Here is a 17,080-nt window from a genome sequence, read left to right as displayed (position 1 = left end):
CTTTCCGCGCGGCGTTTCGCGGGCTGCGGCATGGTTTGGACTGGCTGCGATCAAATTCGCTGCGATCAACTCGATGGAGAAGTATTTCATAGCGACGACCGTAACCGGAGGACTATTCGCCGCAGCCGTATTTCACTGCGGCCGTATCGGCCACTGCCTATTCGCCACAGCTGTAACCGCCGTACCTTTTCGGCCCCAGCCGTATTCGCCGCTACTCCACTTTGAATTGCGCCGCCGCCTTGGTCAGTTCCTTCGCCAGCCCGTCAATGGTTTGCACCATACCGGCGAGCTGTTGGACGGTTGCCGATTGCTCCGTCATCGTGGCCGAAACCTCCTCGACGGAAGCGGAGACCTCTTCGCCCGATGCCGAGAGGCTTTGGACGGAGCCGAGCACTTCGTCCTTGTCGCTTTCCAGGCGGCCGACTTCTTCCGCCATCTTTTTGATCTGGTCGGCAATGTCGGCGGTTTTATCAAAGATAACGTTAAAAGCTTGCCGCGTCTGGCCGACAAACTGGTCCTGCATGGCTGCGATCTTTTGAATCTGGGCCACGCTTTGGTAATTATCCTCCACAAACGCGAGGTTCTCCTGGATGATACCTTGAATATGAGCGGACTGCCGCGAGCTTTGCTCGGCCAGCTTGCGGATTTCCGCCGCCACGACGGCGAAGCCGCGGCCGTGCTCGCCGGCTCTCGCCGCCTCGATGGACGCGTTCAGCGCGAGCAGGTTGGTCTGTGCGGCAATTTCGGCAATCGCGCCCGTGATGCTGTTGATTTGCTCCGAGCTTTTTTGCAGCTTGAATGTCATCTCGGAAATCTTGTTCACTTGTTCTTCGTTTTGCTCGTTAATGCGGATCAATTCGTCCACCACTTCGTTGCTCGTATGGAACACGCCGACGATTTCCTCCGAACGCTCTTTGGCGGATTGAGCTTTCGAGCTCATGGACTCGAAACTTTCCCCGAAACCGAAAAATTTGTCCACGATATGTTCCGTCTCCCGGGCTTGAGAATCCATCGCTTTGGCGATTTCCTGCGAAGTGGCCGACGTTTCGCTGACGGATACGGCCGTTTGCTTCGAGGAAGCTTCCAGCTCCTTCGTACTTGTCCCAAGCACCTCGATCGTTTTGTTCATATTCCGGATCAAGTCCTTGTTGCGGCCGACCATTTGGTTGAAGCTGCCCGCCAATATTTTAAGCTCGCCTTCATAGCGGTCCTCGTCCGCGTTAACGGTAAGATCGCCGGAAGCCATTTGCCGGAACAGATGGGTTAATTGCGTCAGCGGCTTCGCGATGTAACGGGAAAGCAACAAGCCGAAGCCGACAGCCACGAGAATGATCACAAAGGTTAAAATAGCGGTATTGCGCAGCATCACCTTAATCGGCTGCTTAATGTCGTCCAAAGAATCGACGACCGTAACGGTTAAGTCCGGGCCCGGAATCCGGTTGATCCGCAGGTATTCGTTGTTCATTTCGAGACTGGTTTTTTCGATTTCTTGACTCCCCGTGTTTTTTACAGAACCTGCGAGTTCAGCAATGACCGTACCGATTCTTGAAGGGTCTTTGGAATTATATAATACCGTTCCGCCGCGGCTGACGATTTCGATGCTGCCTTCCCGGTTGATGGAAACTTCGCCTAACGTGCTGAAAAAGAACTGGCTGTCGATCGTCGTTACGAAAACGCCCAGCACTTTGCCGTCCGTATCCTTGATCGGCTGGGCAAAAGCGAGCAGCAGCTTGCCGGTGCTTTTCGATACGATGGCGTCGCTGATGTAAGGCTGACCTTTGAGCGCTTCGCTAAAGTAATCGCGGTCCGATCGCGATTGCCCGATATTTTTCACGTTTGTTCCGGCCACAATCGTCCCTTTGGCATCCGTAAGCAAATAGGAATCGATGTCCCCGGTTCCTTCCAAACTGCTTTTCAGAATTGCGTTCGCTTGGTCCAGATAAGGATTGGCTGACGAGAAAAATTGTTTATCCGTGAGTTCGCCGGATTCTCTTAGTTTTAGCAGGCTGCGGAACGTATTGTGCTCCGATATGAGGAAGGTGGCTTGCTGCTGCAGTTGGACGGCCGTCGACAATCCGCCTCCCAGCCGGTCGGCCATCACGTTGATTTCATCTTTGCTCTTGCTCAGCGCCACGCTGGACGCCTCCCGGTAAGTCAGAATGGAAGCGGCCAGCAAAGACGCGATCACCAATAAACAGACGAAAAAGGGTATTTTCACGCGCAATGAAACAGATTTGATCTTTCCGGCCATTCCTGATGGTTTTCCTCTCACTACTTTTCAACTCCCCTATGCTTCTCTTTTTCTATAGCTGCTAACGAAAAGATATATCGGTTGCGGAGCAGGAGTTATGTAGTGGAAATTTAACCCAAAAGGAGCCTACATCACCGTAAAATATTCGGCGATGCCGGTGTAAATCGCTTCGGCGATCTTTTGCTGGCCGCTCCGGCTAATCAGCTGGGCGCGGTCTTCCGCATTGCTCAAAAAGCCCATTTCAACGATGACGGCAGGCGATTCGACATGCTTCAGCAGGTAAAACGGTTTGCCGATCTCAGGGATCGAAGCTCTGTTCAGATTGTAAAACCGTTCCAAGGCATTCTGAATGGAGGCGGCCAGCAGCGCGCTGCGCCCTTCGTTCTGGTGCAGGACAAGCGGTCCCCGTTTCGATTTGTTCCGGCCCCAGTTCACGTGCAGGCTGACGACGATGGAAGCGGGAAGCTGCTCGCTCAGCTCCTTGCGCTGGGCCAGATCCCTCATATGGCGGGAACGGCTGCGCGACCAGCGGTTATCGTCGCTGAGGGCGTAATCGCCCGTCCGGTTCAGAATCGCCCGGTATCCGTGGCTTCGCAGCACGACGTAAAGCCGGCGGCCGATCTCGAGGTTGATGTCTTTTTCCATAATTTCTTCGTAAGAGGTACCGCCGTCAATGCCGCCGTGTCCCGCATCGATCAGGATGACCGGCTCCGGAAAAACGTGCCGCAGATCCTTGTCATCCGCACCAGCGGGACTTCCGCACAAACCGAGGGCAAGGGAGACGATAAGCAGACCCGCCAGCGGATACCGTATCCGTATTTTCATGGTACTCCCCTTTTCAGGTTTTATTTCTTTTATAGATTGAACTTCCCGTGCCCAAATCATGCATGTACCGCCGCCGAAGGCGGGTTTAGGGAACGGCTTCCCGGAGCAAACTAGAGATAAGCAAAGGCGAGCATATCAAAAAAAGGAGAGCTTAGCATGGCCAAAGGCGATGAACTGGTAAAGTACATTACCGAAAAAGTTGTCGATTTCGTAGAAACCCCCAGGGAAGTCCGGCGGGAACGTTCCAGGCCGAAGGAACCGTGGACACGCCGCTGGTTCGGGATGATTCCTTTTTCAGTATCTTTATGGGCAGAGCAGCTTCCGGTAAAACGGAAAAAGGAAAAGGAGCATTCCTCTTCCGGCGAGGGGTAGAACAACGGATAAGGGTACGCGATGTTCGCGCACCCTTTAGTTATGCCGGCCGGCTTTTTGCGGGGCTTTGCGGATGATCGAATCGTCTTCCTCCATGAAAGACCAAAACGGATATTCTTCGGGCAGACGGCTCGCTACGTCGGGATTATGAATTTGATACAGGTCAATATAATCGGTGTTCAATCTCCGCAGGCTATCCTCTACCTGCTTCGCATCGACGATTCCCCGCCTGCCGGACATTTACCGGGAAGCGCTGGAGCTGTCCGAGCTGCAGGGCATGTCGCAGAAGCAGCTTAGCAGCCACCTGGGCATTTCGTACTCGGCGGCCAAATCACGGGTGCAGCGCGGCCGCGAGATGCTGAAAATGATGCTGACCGGCTGCTGCCACATTGAATCCGACGCTTACGGCAACATTACCGATTTCTATATCAAGCTGGCTGAACCGCCTGTTTACCAGAGAAAACGCAGAAAGGCGTAAACGGTTATGCGGTTTGCGGATTTGCGGAGGGGAGGAACCAGCGTTTCGCCTGAGGAGCTTCCGAGACAAACATAGGGGCAAAAAAGGCCGTTATTCCGGTGACATCCGTCCATTTGAGCGATATAGAGGAAAAATATGTCGCTATTTTTTCGAATTGCAAGGAAATGCCCTTGTTCCGGGCCATTCATACGAAAATAGGGACTAAAAATGCTGTTAATGGGGCTGTACATGCTTGGCTCCGGATAATAAGGACAAAAAGTTCCGCTATTTTTCGCGGGAAGGGAGAATTTCGCAAGCTTACTCCCGTTTCGATATCAAAGAAACCGCCGAGGAAATTTCTTCGGCGGTTTTGCTCATTTAACCGGGATAAGCGACGAACTTGCCCGGCTGCGACTTCAGCAGAGCATCCAAAGCGATAAGCCGGATCGACGGGCCTTCGCCGGTTAATACATATACGGGGCCGTTCAGGGAGGTGCCGCCGGCTGCGGCATCGGTCCCGGAGGATGCGCCATCCTGCCACGTCTGGTACCCATATATCGGCATAGGAATCGAATAAGTGCGTTCCGGGCCCGATGCGGCGAAGATCAGCTGCTTGCTGGATTGAAGCTTGCGGATGAACGTTTCCTGCTTGACCGGGAGCGGACCTTGCGTCATCCACAGCAAATTGTCGTAAGGATTAAACCGGCTTGCGGTGTAATGGATTTCGCCGGGAGCCAGCTCCGCCTGGCCGCTGCCCGCTGCGAGCCGGGGGGCTTGATAAAGGGCGGCTTGCTTGTCCCAGGTGTCCGCCGTTTCGGGCAGCCATTCCCCGTCCGCGGCGTGGATGAACCGCGGCGATTCGTCATCCGGCAGGCGGACCATCCATTCGGCCAGGGCGGGGCCGGCATACAGCGGCGTAACGCGGATTTGGCTGAGCTGCTCCGGCGTCATCTCCGCGGCAAGTTCGCTATTTTTTAGGGCGGCCTTCAGCAAGGAAGGGGCAAACACGTTATGCGCGCCGAGCCCGTATTCAACCAGTTTGTATTGGCCATTGGACGTGGCCGAAATGATCAGGTAACCGTTCAAGCGCGAATCGCCGCCGGATCCGCCGGGGAGAACGGTGACCAGCCAGCTGTGCGTTCCCGGGCCAAGCGGTTCGATCACGGTTTTTGCCCCAAGCCAGGCGTTGAACGGTTCGGTTTGCGCCAGCTTCCGTATCGCGTCCTCGGCAAAAATACGGAGCTGCTCGGGAGCATTGTCGGCCGTTTGAAGGCCGGCGGCCGGTTCGGAAGCTGCGCCCGGGGCTAAAGCGGCGGCATAGCCGGCGGCTTCTCCCGGCTGTGCGAGTCCGCCGGCGCAAGCCAGTCCGATGCTGCATAAAATTTTCAGCGTAATCGTGATGTTTCGGGGGATGGTTCCAAACATCGTTCGCCCTCCTATATATGGGATGGGAGTGGTCAGCTTTTGCGATTGCTTGTCCATTGTACCGAAGCCGGGGCAAAAAGGTTGTTGCAACCTGTCGCGCTTTGAGCCTTTGTCCAGCTTCTATTTTTGCGGTCTTTTAGCGAGATCGGTCTATTTCTGGTCACCGCTGCGAACGCAGGTGAAAGATGCCGCAGCCCAAGGCGGATACGACAATTCTCGGCTCGTATTGCCAGCGGATTTCTTCCCGCCTCGCTTCGTATTGGTTCAAGGCCGCCTGCTTCCGCTCCTCATCCGGGTCTTTGAGCAGATCCTTGTAATAAGCTTCGATAATCTCCAACTCGTCCCGCAGGCGTTCCCTGGCCTGGATCGACCAAATCTTGTCGCAGGCGCCGAGAAGTTCGGACAACCGATCTTCGAGAGCGGCCCGGCCCGCGTCCAAGGTCAGCTTCGTCGGCTCGATATGGACGTTCTCCGGAAGGCGCGGGACGAGCGTGGCGCCGGATAGTCTTTTGTCAAAGGCTTCGTCGATTTTTCCGCTTAGCAGAGAGACGCCGAAGAAATGGAGCTCTTCCCGCTTCATGTCGCAGCAGAACTCGACTTTGAAGCAGACGCCAAGCCACGGTTCGTAAGCGGCCGGAAGCAGGGCCAGGCGCTGGCGCGTCCCCGGCTCCTCGAACAGATAGACGTAGCGGCCGCCCCGTTTGGCCGCCTCGAAGATCTGCCTTAGCCGGGAGCTGCCGAACGTCAGCTCCTCGCGTTGAATGCGGCCCGGTCCCAGGATCGGCAACGGGCGCACGGGGCCGTAATAGCGGCCGAGGAGGGTATCCTCCAGCGACTGGCCCGACTGGCCCGGCAGCGGTCCGGCCCCGGCAGCGCCGCCGGGGCCTGGCGCGTTTACCTGAGCGCCGGCGCCGCCAGACCCTGGCGCAGCGCCTGCGGTTGCCGGACCGCTGCCGCTAAATCCGGCCGCGGCGCCCTTGCCGGCATTCGGCCCGGCGGCAGCGCCCCTGCCCGGCTTCGGCCCGGCCGCCTGCCCGGCTTCGGCCTCCCGGTGCCGCTCGGGGTCGAAGATGAACGAAAACGACATCGTCTCCGGCTCGGCCCCGGTGCGTTCGATAAACCCCCAATAATAAGGGCGGTTCGTCAAATCGCGGTCGGCCCGGGGCGACAGCTTAACGGTGACATGATAGGGGGATTTTTCGAGAAATTGGCACTCGGTTGCTTCAAGATACGTCATCACAAGCTTGCGGATTTGCTCGCTCGTCATCGTCATACGGGTCAACCTCCCAACAGCTGTTTCAGATCGCCGCCTCCGTTATCGCCGGTTTGCACGTCCAGCTCCGATTTGATCGAATGGAACGAGCGGCCGAGCGAATCGACGCGGCTGGCGATTTCCTCGTCGCTTTTGGATTCGAGCATGATTTTGTAAATGCTTTTTTCCAGGGAATGCTCCTTCTCAAACCGCTCCAATATCACGTCAAGGTCTCCGATAACCATTTCGAACATGTTGATTTTTTCGTGCAGCAGGTTCACGATATACTCTTCAATCGTCCCTTTGGTGGACAGGTTGTAGATTTTGACGTCATTTTGCTGCCCCAGCCGGTGCACGCGGCCGATCCGCTGCTCCACCCGCATCGGATTCCAGGGCAAATCGAAGTTGATCATGTGATGGCAAAACTGCAGGTTGATGCCTTCGCCGCCGGCTTCGGTGGCGATCATCACCTGGGCGCGGTCGCGGAACAGGTCCATCATCCAGTCCTTTTTGCCGCGGTTCATTCCGCCGCGGTAGGGAACGGCCGTTATGTCCCGGTCGCGGAAATAGTTCAATAGGTATTCCTGAGTGGCGCGGTATTCGGTAAAAACGATGACCTTATCGTTCATTTCGCGAATCAGTTCCATCGTTTTTTCGGCTTTGCTGTTGGCCTTGATCTGCCGGATCAGGTCGACGATGTCCCAGATTTTATCCCGCAGGGGCGAATCGGGAGCAAGCTTCTTCGACAGGTTGACGAGCGTGACGAAAACGGCGTCGCGGCTGCTGCATACTTCGCGCTGGAGTGTTACGAGCGAGAGCATGCTGTTCAAATCGCCGCCGGCCGCCTGATATTGGTCTTTGACGAAGGAAGTGACTCCGTCGTACAGATTTTTTTCTTCCGGCGACAGTTCGACGTCGATGTTCCGGACGATCCGCTTCGTGAATTCCAGCTCCCCGTCGGCGCGGCGGTTGCGGATCATCACTTTGGAGAGCTCTCCCTTTAGCTGCTCCTCGTTTTTCGGCAGGCGTTTGTCCACGACGAAATTGGCCGCGAATTCGCTTTGCCCTCCGAGCTGGCCGGGCTTGAGCAGCGTGATCAGGTTGAACAGCTCGTCCAGGTCGTTTTGCACCGGCGTCGCCGTCAGCAGGAGGCAATATTTTTTGCGCAGCTGCAGCATAAATTGATAGTTCGTCGTTTTTTTGTTTTTCAGCTTGTGCGCTTCGTCGACGATCAGCATGTCGTATTCATTGCTCAGCAGGATCGATTTATGGGGATCGCGTTTGGCCGTATCCATCGAGGCGACGACGATGTCGTTATGCCAAGAGTGTTCCTTTTTCTGGGCGACGGCAGGGATGCCGAATTTCTGATTGAGCTCGCGCACCCACTGCAGCACCAAGGAAGCGGGCACCAGGATCAGCGCTTTGCGGACCAGCCCGCGGACGATGTATTCTTTTAAAATCAAACCGGCTTCGATCGTCTTGCCCAGGCCGACCTCGTCGGCCAGGATGGCGCGCCCGCGCATTTCAAACAGCACCTTGCGGGCGGTTTCGGTCTGGTGGGGCAGCGGCGTTACCTGCTGCAGATGCTTCAGGCACTGCATTTCCTCAAAGCTCGTGACCAAAGAAGCGGTTTCCGCCTCAAGGGCAAGATTGAACAGCTTCCAATCGTCCCAGGGCCCGCCTTTTTCCTGCCGGGCCGCAAGCTCGCCAAACCAGCTCCGGTCGAATTCGACCGGGACCTCGGCATGCGGGGGCGGATTCTTGATCAAGCTTGGGGAATCGCCGGGGGGATGAGCAAACATGATGATAAAACCTCCCTTTTGTGCTTGTACATCCGACTTGGTTTTTTCGACTCGGGAAGAGATGAAGCGGCGAACTGTTTCTTTGCTCAAAAAGTAGGCTTGGCAGATGTAAGTGTAGTATGGACGAAAAAGAGGCGGTTCATAACATAGGCGGAAGTTTGCGCTTCGGCGGAATGAGGTGGAACCGATTCACGGCATCCTATTTTCCGGACTCTTATAAAATACTATCCATTCAGGGCGAGATCCCGTCTCCGCTCAATCCGCCAAGCGGGTGTGCGTTCTATCCGCGCTGTCCTTTTGCGGCGGAAACGTGCAGGACCGTTAAACCGGCACGGAAAAAAGTTTCCGAAGGCCATTTTGCGGCCTGCCATCTGGTGAAATAGGCAGGGAGGCCGCTGCCGGCGAGGTGAGTGAATTGCATCATATAACAGCTTTAGAATTTTACGTACTATAACAAATAGAATTGGATTAGCCAAGGGAGCTATTATATCCCATGAAAAAGATATGGTCGCGCATTGCGAGTTATTATAAAAATGCGAAGCTAAACGTAAAGCTCTTATTAACGATTACCTTGATTATGATGACAACGCTGGTCCTTGTATTGGGAGGCCTTCAATATGCCTTTTCCCTTTATGATGAGCAAATCTACGCCAAATCCTCGCAAGTGTTGATGATGTCGTCCAACCGCATCGAAGAGGAGCTTGAAAGCGTGGAAGAAGTTAGTTACAACATCGCGGTTGATCCGTCTATTCAAAAAATGTTGTTGGATCTGCAAAAAAATGTAACAGGCTATGATTTCTATCGCCTTGAACAGAAAATCGGCGACGAATTGAAAAAATACGCGGATCAGGAAACTTGCATCGATGCGATTTATTTATACGATTCGGCAGGAAGGGAATTTTCAGCCGGGGATGGCGCAAGCCCTTTAAAGAAGAAGGATAAGGAGCTTGCGCTGAGCCAGGCGGACCCGTATGAAGGCAAAAACTATTGGATGGAGTTGGCCGGATATAATGGGGATATTATTTCTGTCCGCCTGATCCGGTCTTACGGGAACCTGGATTTTGAGAACATCGGCAAACTGCTTGTCCGCGTTAATTTAAACAAGATTGTAAGCGGTTTACCGAAACCTCGCGGAGAAATAGCGGGAAATATTGTGATTACGGATGGAAATGGGGTTTTCTATTCGGAAAAAGGAATGGATGCGGTAAAAGATTATCATTTCTTGGCCCCAAATGATCAGGGCTACAGCATTGAACGCGTTCATGGGGAAAGAACTTTTGTCAATCATATTACGACCGGCTTTAAGGACTGGACCTACTGGAGCCTGATTCCGTTTCACATGATGTTTTCCAAAATCACTGCCGCGAAGTATACTTTGGTGCTGGTTTTTATGTTTATGTTCGTTTTTCTTATTTCCCTTGGTTTTAATTTTTTAAGAAAAATTACGGACCCCATTCAAGAATTGGCCTTTACCATGCGGGAGGTTCAAAGGGGGAACTTTCACGCCGTGGATTTATTGGAGCCCGCGATGGTTGATCAAGGCGAGGTAGGGATTCTTTACCGGAATTTTATAACCATGATCCACAGAATCGACGAGTTGATTCAGGAGAACTTCGCTAAGCAGCTCCTGGTCAAGGAAACTGAATTTAAAGCGCTTCAGGCTCAGATTAACCCGCATTTTTTATACAATACATTGGAGTCCATTAATTGGCTGGCGAAAACCAATAAACAGCGGCAAATTTCAAGCATGGTGGAAGCATTGGGCCACCTTATGAGATACTCCACAAATTTCAACCGGGATTTCGTTACATTCGAGGATGAAATCGATATGGTCAACAGTTACTTAACCATTCAAAAGTACCGGTTTGGCCAGCGGTTTGAATTTCACATGGATGTTCCCTTTTACGTTAAAAAATACAAGATTCCCAAATTAATATTGCAGCCGCTGCTGGAAAATGCGTTTAAGCATGCCGTTGAGCCTTCCGTCGGTTTGTCGGTTATCAAGTTGCAAGTTGATCAGGAAGCGGACAGGCTATTGATCCGGATCGAAGATAATGGGCCAGGCATAGATCCCTTTATACTCCAAAAAGTAAAAGAAGGCCAAATCGTTCCTAAAGGCACCGGAATAGGATTGAACAATATCGATGACAGGATCAAGCTTTACGCTGGGGAACCATATGGGTTAAGCATTGAAAATCTTTCGGGAAAAGGGACCGCGATTACGGTGATACTGCCTGTTCAAACGGGGTGATAGGATGTCTTATAAAGTGTTGTTGGCGGATGACGAACAGATTATTGTCCAAGGGATTTCCAGTATCGTCGATTGGGAAGCATTGGACACGGAACTTGTGGCAACGGCGGAAAACGGGATCGATGCGTATGAAAAGATGGCCCGGCTTGAACCGGATATTGTGATCAGCGATATCCGAATGCCCGGCATGGACGGACTTAGTCTGGTTTCAAAGGCGCATCAGGAATTTCCCGCCATGAAATTTATCCTATTGTCCGGATACAGTGAATTTGAATATGCCAGAACGGCTATGCGTTATGGGGTTAAAAATTATTTGTTGAAGCCGTGCAACGAGGATAAAATTACAGCCGCGCTTCAGGAGATCATTCATGACTTGGAGCAAGAAAAGGCTCAGGATACCCTTGTCAGCCAGCTTCAGGAAAAATACGCACAAGCTCAGCCCTTGATTAAAGCGCATCTGTTAACCGAATTTTTGGCCGGCCGGAACTATTCAAACAACGATTTATCCTTCTATCAGCAGCTTTTCGACGTAGAGATCCATCATCAGCGCGTAAGACTCGTGCTTTTTAAGCCGGAAGGTTCGTTTTCTTATGAGCATTTATTTGCTATCAAAAATATCGGCGCCGAGATCTTTGATTCCGTCCTGTTAAGTATGAATATGGGCGAAAATGCCTTGTTTCTGATCGAGGATAATCATGACGCAGAAAAATTGCGGCAAAAAATCGAACGGATTAAAGAACTTGCCTGCCAATATTTCAAAAAGGATACCACCGTCGCCATAAGCGAAGGGGATCATCTCCACAACGCCGGGAAGCTGTACCGTGAGGCTATGGAATGTTTGGAACACCGTTTTTATTTGGGAGAAGGAAGCATTATCACGCGAAAAGATGTCCTGGCTTTCAAGTCAAAGCATTCTTCCGTGATCAACAGAGTAATAGAAGTTCTAACGGAGAACCTGGGCAATCCCGATTTATCGCTTAAAATGGTGGCCAATGAGATTTTATATATGAATCCGGATTACCTCGGAAAACTGTTTAAACAGGAGACCGGCCAGAGATTCTCAACATATCTGACTAAGCTAAGAATTGAAAAAGCCGTGAAGCATATTGCCAAAATGGATGACGTGAAGGTCGGAACCTTGGCGGAAATCGTCGGTTTTGGCGACAATCCCCAATACTTTAGCCAGGTTTTCAAAAAATATACCGGCTGTACGCCGTCTGAATATCGCAAAAGGGAGGGCTAGAGCTTGAGAAAGTCCGGTTTGATATTCATGTTGTTTATATTGTTCCTTTCCATGGCTGCCTGCGATGCAGGCCATCAGGGAAACAACGGCGGTAAAGAAAATGAAAAAGCGACCCTGCGCGTGGCCTGGTGGGGCGTGCAATCCAGACATGATTACACGATGAAAGTGATTCAAATGTATGAGCAGGAACATCCCAATGTAGAAATTGTGGCGGAATACGCCAGCTGGGACGATTATTGGAAGAAGCTTGCCCCGCGGGCGGCCGCCAGCGGGTTGCCGGATGTGATTCAAATGGATAGAGCTTATTTGTTTCAATACGGCGCAACCGGCCAACTGGAGGATTTAACCCCGTACATAGAAGACGGCACGATTGATGTTAGCTCCATTGACGAAAACGCGATCTCCGGAGGAAGGCTGGCCGGGAAACTTTATGGCTTCCCGCTTGGGTCGAACGTTCTTTCGGTGATTACAAATGATGATCTGATGCAGGCAGCGGGTGCCAAAATGGACGATGAAAACTGGACTTGGGATGACTTTGAGCAAATCGCGATCGCTGTCCATGATGCCGCCGGCGTGTATGGTACAAATGGAATGTACCCTGCCGATGTATTTTTTCCGTACTATTTAAGAACACAAGGCTCGCGGCTTTACAATGAAGACGGGACAGGCCTTGGCTACTCGGACGATGGGTTATTTGCCGATTATTTTGAACGGCAGCTGCGGTTGGTTGACGCCAAAGCGTTCCCGACTCCGGACGTTCAAGCGCATATCACAGGAATTAACGATGATCTTATCGTAAAAGGGAATGCCGCCATGAGTTGGAATTGGTCCAACCAATATTCAGGATTTGCCGAATCGGCCGCAGCGCCGTTATCCATCCATCTGCCTCCCGAGCATGCGGACAAGGCGGCTTTATTTTTAAGGCCGAGCATGTTCTTCTCGATCCCCAAGAGCTCAACGCAAAAAGAACAAGCGGCCAAGTTTATCGATTTCTTTGTAAATAATACGGATGCCAACATGTTGATCAAAGGCGACCGGGGCGTTCCGGTCTCTGCAAAGGTGATGAAAGAAATCAAACCGGAATTGTCCGAAGTTGACACCAAAATCTTTGATTACGTTGAAAAGGCATCCCAACATGTACGCACTACCGATCCGATCGACCCGCTGGGCAATGCGGAAATCATGAAAGCGCTTGACGATCTGTCCGAGCGGATTTTATTTAAGAAAATTACCCCGGAACAGGGAGCACGCTCCTTTAGAAAGCAAGCGGAAATGATTTTAGACAAGAATAAGTAATCGTCCTGCAAACAAGTAGGTTTTTTAAACGTAAACCTCTGTTTTTTTTATGGTTCCATGAAAGCATTTTCTCTACAATGATGGTGTGAGTGAAAGCGGTCACAATGTTGCGGATGGAGATCATGATTTGGAGGGATTACTGTGTTGCAGGAAAGGGCGATCGCCAAGCAAGAGGTCGTTGATTCCATTCATTTATTAATGAATAATCTTACGGAAATCAAGGACCAAAGCGGTGAATTTTTGCTTAATTTTGATGGGTTGATTGTGGACGACAAAAGCTGGCATGTATGGAACTGGCCGCAAGGTGTAGGGTTATACGGAATTTATAAATACTGGAGATTAACCAATGACCAAAGAGCGCTGGAAATCATAAATGAATGGTTCCATGCCAGAATCCGGGAAGGGGCGCCGCCGAAAAACGTCAATACGATGGCGCCGCTGTTAACGCTGGCTTTTTTGTATGAAGATACCGGAAACCGGACCTACCTGCCCTACTTGGAGGATTGGGCGGAATGGGTCATGCATGATATGCCTCGCACAAAAGAGGGCGGATTGCAGCATATGACTTATGGACCGGAAAACAAAAATCAGCTTTGGGACGACACGTTGATGATGACCGTGCTGCCGCTGGCGAAAATCGGGAAATTGCTGAATAAACCTGAATACCTGGAAGAGGCCAAAAAGCAGTTTCTCATTCATATCAAATATTTAACGGACAGAAAAACCGGTTTATGGTATCACGGCTGGACCTTTGAAGGAAAACACAATTACGCCGAAGCGCTTTGGGCAAGAGGAAATTGCTGGATCACCATTGCGATTCCCGAGATGATCGAGATCTTGGAATTGGAAAAGGGAGATTTTCTCCGCGAATTCCTGATTGATACATTAAACAGACAAATTGAAGCTCTTGCCGATTACCAGGATGAAAGCGGTTTATGGCATACCTTAATCAATGATCCGACCTCTTATTTGGAAGCCTCGGCGACAGCCGGATTTGCCTATGGCATTCTAAAATCCGTTCATAAGCGGTATGTCAGCCAGGAATATAAAGAAGCCGCCCACAAGGCTATTCGCGGAATCATGGCTGAAATTAATCAAGAAGGGGCGCTGCAAAAAGTATCCGTAGGAACAGGCATGGGCGACACCCTGGAATTTTACAAGGGAATCAGAACGACCGCCATGCCTTATGGACAATCGCTTGCCGTGCTGTGCCTGTCGGAATATCTTCATACTTATATCTAACGCCAAAGTGAAAGCGGTTAAAATGGAGGGGAGTAAAGTGGTTAGACAACCCAAATTTATTAATTATATGTCCTATGGGTTAGGCGATTTCTTAGGGGCGGGCGCCTTTGCTCTGACAGCGGCATGGTTGCTTTTCTTCTTAACGACTTTTTGCGGCCTCACTGCCGTGGAAGCCGGTTCTATTTTTGCGATTGCCCGGATTGTTGATGCGATTGCGGCGCCGACTATGGGATACATTACGGATAATTTTCATAAAACCAAACTGGGCCGCCGCTTTGGAAGACGCAAGTTCTTTATACTGGCAGCCGTTCCGCTTGTCCTTGTCTATACAGCGATTTGGGTTTCCGGTTTCGGTTACTGGTATTACTTATTAACCTACATCTTGTTTGAAATTGTGTATTCGATGATTTTGATTCCTTATGATACGCTTGCCGCCGAGATGAGCAGCGACTATAAAATACGTTCGAAGTTTACGGGCGCCAGAATGTTTGTCGCTCAGGCTTCGGCCGTATTCGCCGCATTTATTCCCGGCCGGCTTGTGGAAGCCTTGGGTAAGGATGATCCACTTACCTACCTGTACTCAGGTATTATTTTCACGGTCATATTTGTAGTGGTATTGTTGCTGCTGTACAGAAATACATGGGAACGTCCTTTCGATGAAATCCCGCAAGAGGAAGTCATTGATAAAAGAACCTTTTTACAAAATGTTCATAAGATCTATGCGGATTTATTCTCGACTTTGCGGGTAAAAACATTCCGCCACCATCTGGGGATGTATTTGGGCGGATATTTAAGCCAGGATGTATTCAACGCGGTGTTTACTTATTTTGTTGTTTTTGCCCTTATGCAAAGCGCCGTAGCCGCATCCAACCTATTGACCTTTATGTATGTCATGCAGTTGTTCGGCGTATGGATTGCGCTTACTTTAACGATTAAATTGAATCCTGCCCCGGCGTATAGAACGGCAATTTCCCTCTTTATCGCAGGGATTGTCGGATTTATCGTCTTAAAGTTCACCGGAACGCTAAACAGCACTGCTTTATTGTTCCTTATGATCGGCATTTGCGGGTTGGGACGCGGCGGTTTGAACTACATTCCCTGGAACAATTATGCCTTTATTCCGGATGTGGATGAAGCTTTAACCGGGCAAAGACGTGAAGGGGTGTTCGCCGGTGTCATGAGCTTGATCCGAAAGGGAACGCAGGCGCTGGCTGTCTTTTTGGTAGGCGTGGCCTTGCAGGAAGCGGGGTTTGTATCCGGACAAACATCGCAGCCGGATTCAGCGGTAACGATGATTATTTCCATCTTGCTGTTCGGTACGCTCTTCTTTTTGGCGGGAGGCCTAATCATCTCCTATCGTTACAAATTAACCAAAGAAAATCATGTCATTTTGTTGGATGAAATTAAACGCTTGAAAAACGGCGGGTCTAAACAAGAGGCTGCACCGGAAGCCCGCAAAGTTTTTGAACAATTAACCGGTTGGGAATATGAAAAAACATGGGGAAACAACACGGTAGGGTATGAAAATCTGTTGAAGTATAAGGAGAAACAAGATAGTCATGAAACCAAACATAAAGTAATTGTCTAAACCAGCAGTTAAACAGCCTGCAGCGGCGTCATTGCCGGCTGCAGGCTGTTTATTTTGCGGCGAACCGTCTGTCAATTCTTTTCCATCATTTGGATAAGTGCAGGGTAGTCGTGGATGGCGACTCCGCCAAACCCGTCATGGTCCGCATAAAAATCCGTCACGGTATTTAATTGCTGATTCATATATTTCAGGCCTTTGTTGTAGTACGTAATTTCATTCGTGATAGTGCCGCCGTTCGGAGAATTGGTCTCCGCGCCGATATAAATCTTTTTGCCTAATTTGGCCGCATAATCGGTTTCCGCCAGGGTTGCGCGGATCTGTTTCTCGGCCGTGTCGCGATAGGCCATGATGGATACGGTGTCCACGATGTCCAATACAAAATAACTTAGCGGCTTTTTCTCCCCGCCGGTTTGCACGATGACCGGATTTTGCCCCGTTGCATACCACCACGGAATCGCTGCGTTGAACTCCAAATTCTCCTTGCTTGAGGCAATTTCATTCGCGATTTTCTTCAGAACCTGGATGTATTGATAGCAAACGGAGCCTCTTTTGTTTAAATATTCGGGTAAGGTGTGCGGTTCAATATCATACTGAATTCCGTCAAATTTGCTGGCCGGATGGGACGCGTTATAGGAAATCACTTGGCGCAGTTCCTGCAGCGCTTCGCGATGATGGGTTTCCAGCGCCCAGTTGGCTCTGCCGACAAGCGCGAACACGCGTATTCCGTCCTCATGCGCTCTTTGGATCAATTCCTCATAAGTTGCGGGCTGATCCTCCAACGTCTTTCTTGTCCCGATAAACAATAAGTTGATGTCATTTTCCTTTAAAAACTGCAGCAGCTGTGTAATCTTGTTGGAATCGGAAGCCGCTTCATAAAAATCCCAAACCCATAGCGCTTTGGTTTGCTCATTATTCGCATGAGCCGGGGAAGGGACTACATTCACCAACGTCAAACAAACCGCCAACACTAAAATCGCTATTTTTCTCACTCGGTTCTCTACTCCATTCTTTTTAGATCTGCAGGGTTTATTTACCAACAACCAGATTAACATAAAAATGGAATTTGTCGAATGATC

14 protein-coding genes and 1 pseudogene are annotated in these 17,080 nt (G+C 50.8%); 8 read left to right on the top strand and 7 right to left on the bottom strand.

From position 1 onward, the window contains the following. Positions 1-211 precede the first annotated feature (211 nt). Together NYE74_RS22770 and NYE74_RS22765 are read right to left on the bottom strand one after the other, a co-directional pair. Positions 212-2,251 carry a methyl-accepting chemotaxis protein gene (locus NYE74_RS22770; RefSeq protein WP_036623882.1) on the bottom strand — a complete coding sequence of 680 codons (2,040 nt, stop codon included), beginning with the start codon at positions 2,249-2,251 and terminating at the stop codon, positions 212-214. A gap of 126 nt (positions 2,252-2,377) precedes the next feature. Further along, on the bottom strand, positions 2,378-3,076 hold the full coding sequence (locus tag NYE74_RS22765; RefSeq protein ID WP_036623881.1) for an N-acetylmuramoyl-L-alanine amidase family protein: 699 nt from the start codon (positions 3,074-3,076) through the stop codon (positions 2,378-2,380). 156 nt (positions 3,077-3,232) lie between these two features. On the opposite strand from NYE74_RS22765, the gene NYE74_RS22760 reads away from it, so the two are divergent. Further along, complete coding sequence (locus NYE74_RS22760; RefSeq protein ID WP_036623880.1) at positions 3,233-3,448, top strand: YqzE family protein; 216 nt, start codon at positions 3,233-3,235, stop codon at positions 3,446-3,448. 36 nt (positions 3,449-3,484) lie between these two features. Here the strand turns inward: NYE74_RS22760 and NYE74_RS22755 are convergent, their stop codons facing one another. Next, positions 3,485-3,631 (bottom strand): hypothetical protein, encoded by a 147-nt coding sequence (locus NYE74_RS22755; protein ID WP_164815232.1) that lies wholly within the window; start codon positions 3,629-3,631, stop codon positions 3,485-3,487. 22 nt (positions 3,632-3,653) lie between these two features. Here NYE74_RS22755 and NYE74_RS22750 point away from each other — a divergent pair. Further along, positions 3,654-3,926: pseudogene (locus tag NYE74_RS22750) on the top strand (sigma factor-like helix-turn-helix DNA-binding protein); the annotation flags it as partial. Positions 3,927-4,283: 357 nt separating this feature from the next. On the opposite strand, the gene NYE74_RS22745 reads toward NYE74_RS22750, so the two are convergent. The 3 genes from NYE74_RS22745 to NYE74_RS22735 form a co-directional block, all read right to left on the bottom strand. Next, the gene (locus NYE74_RS22745; RefSeq protein ID WP_036623875.1) at positions 4,284-5,330 is read right to left on the bottom strand and encodes a hypothetical protein; all 1,047 of its coding nucleotides are present in this window, start codon (positions 5,328-5,330) and stop codon (positions 4,284-4,286) included. Positions 5,331-5,490: 160 nt separating this feature from the next. Continuing rightward, positions 5,491-6,603, bottom strand: coding sequence for a YqhG family protein (locus NYE74_RS22740; protein ID WP_341005190.1), 1,113 nt, complete (start codon positions 6,601-6,603; stop codon positions 5,491-5,493). Between the two features lie 5 nt (positions 6,604-6,608). After that, on the bottom strand, positions 6,609-8,384 hold the full coding sequence (locus tag NYE74_RS22735) for a DEAD/DEAH box helicase (RefSeq protein ID WP_036623872.1): 1,776 nt from the start codon (positions 8,382-8,384) through the stop codon (positions 6,609-6,611). Between the two features lie 119 nt (positions 8,385-8,503). On the opposite strand from NYE74_RS22735, the gene NYE74_RS22730 reads away from it, so the two are divergent. From NYE74_RS22730 to NYE74_RS22705, 6 genes are all read left to right on the top strand, one after another. Beyond that, positions 8,504-8,767, top strand: a complete 264-nt coding sequence (locus NYE74_RS22730; protein WP_341005189.1) for an oligopeptide/dipeptide ABC transporter ATP-binding protein — start codon at positions 8,504-8,506, stop codon at positions 8,765-8,767. Between the two features lie 110 nt (positions 8,768-8,877). Continuing rightward, entirely contained in the window at positions 8,878-10,635 is a 1,758-nt protein-coding gene (locus NYE74_RS22725) for a sensor histidine kinase (RefSeq protein ID WP_036623868.1), read from the top strand. Between the two features lie 4 nt (positions 10,636-10,639). After that, complete coding sequence (locus tag NYE74_RS22720; protein WP_124332872.1) at positions 10,640-11,878, top strand: response regulator; 1,239 nt, start codon at positions 10,640-10,642, stop codon at positions 11,876-11,878. Positions 11,879-11,881: 3 nt separating this feature from the next. After that, complete coding sequence (locus NYE74_RS22715; RefSeq protein ID WP_115311202.1) at positions 11,882-13,174, top strand: ABC transporter substrate-binding protein; 1,293 nt, start codon at positions 11,882-11,884, stop codon at positions 13,172-13,174. Positions 13,175-13,315: 141 nt separating this feature from the next. Beyond that, positions 13,316-14,416 carry a beta-galactosidase BglB gene (gene bglB / locus NYE74_RS22710; RefSeq protein WP_115311201.1) on the top strand — a complete coding sequence of 367 codons (1,101 nt, stop codon included), beginning with the start codon at positions 13,316-13,318 and terminating at the stop codon, positions 14,414-14,416. 37 nt (positions 14,417-14,453) lie between these two features. Beyond that, positions 14,454-16,004 (top strand): MFS transporter, encoded by a 1,551-nt coding sequence (locus tag NYE74_RS22705; protein WP_036623862.1) that lies wholly within the window; start codon positions 14,454-14,456, stop codon positions 16,002-16,004. 71 nt (positions 16,005-16,075) lie between these two features. Here NYE74_RS22705 and NYE74_RS22700 read toward each other — a convergent pair whose 3' ends face one another. Further along, positions 16,076-16,993 (bottom strand): hypothetical protein, encoded by a 918-nt coding sequence (locus NYE74_RS22700; protein ID WP_036623859.1) that lies wholly within the window; start codon positions 16,991-16,993, stop codon positions 16,076-16,078. Positions 16,994-17,080: the final 87 nt, after the last annotated feature.

Origin of the sequence: Paenibacillus sp. FSL P4-0127 (genome assembly GCF_038007325.1) — a bacterium.
GTDB classification, from domain to species: Bacteria; Bacillota; Bacilli; order Paenibacillales; family Paenibacillaceae; genus Fontibacillus; species Fontibacillus macerans.
Note: the sequence above shows the minus strand (reverse complement) of the source record. Positions and strands in the feature narration are given on the sequence as shown.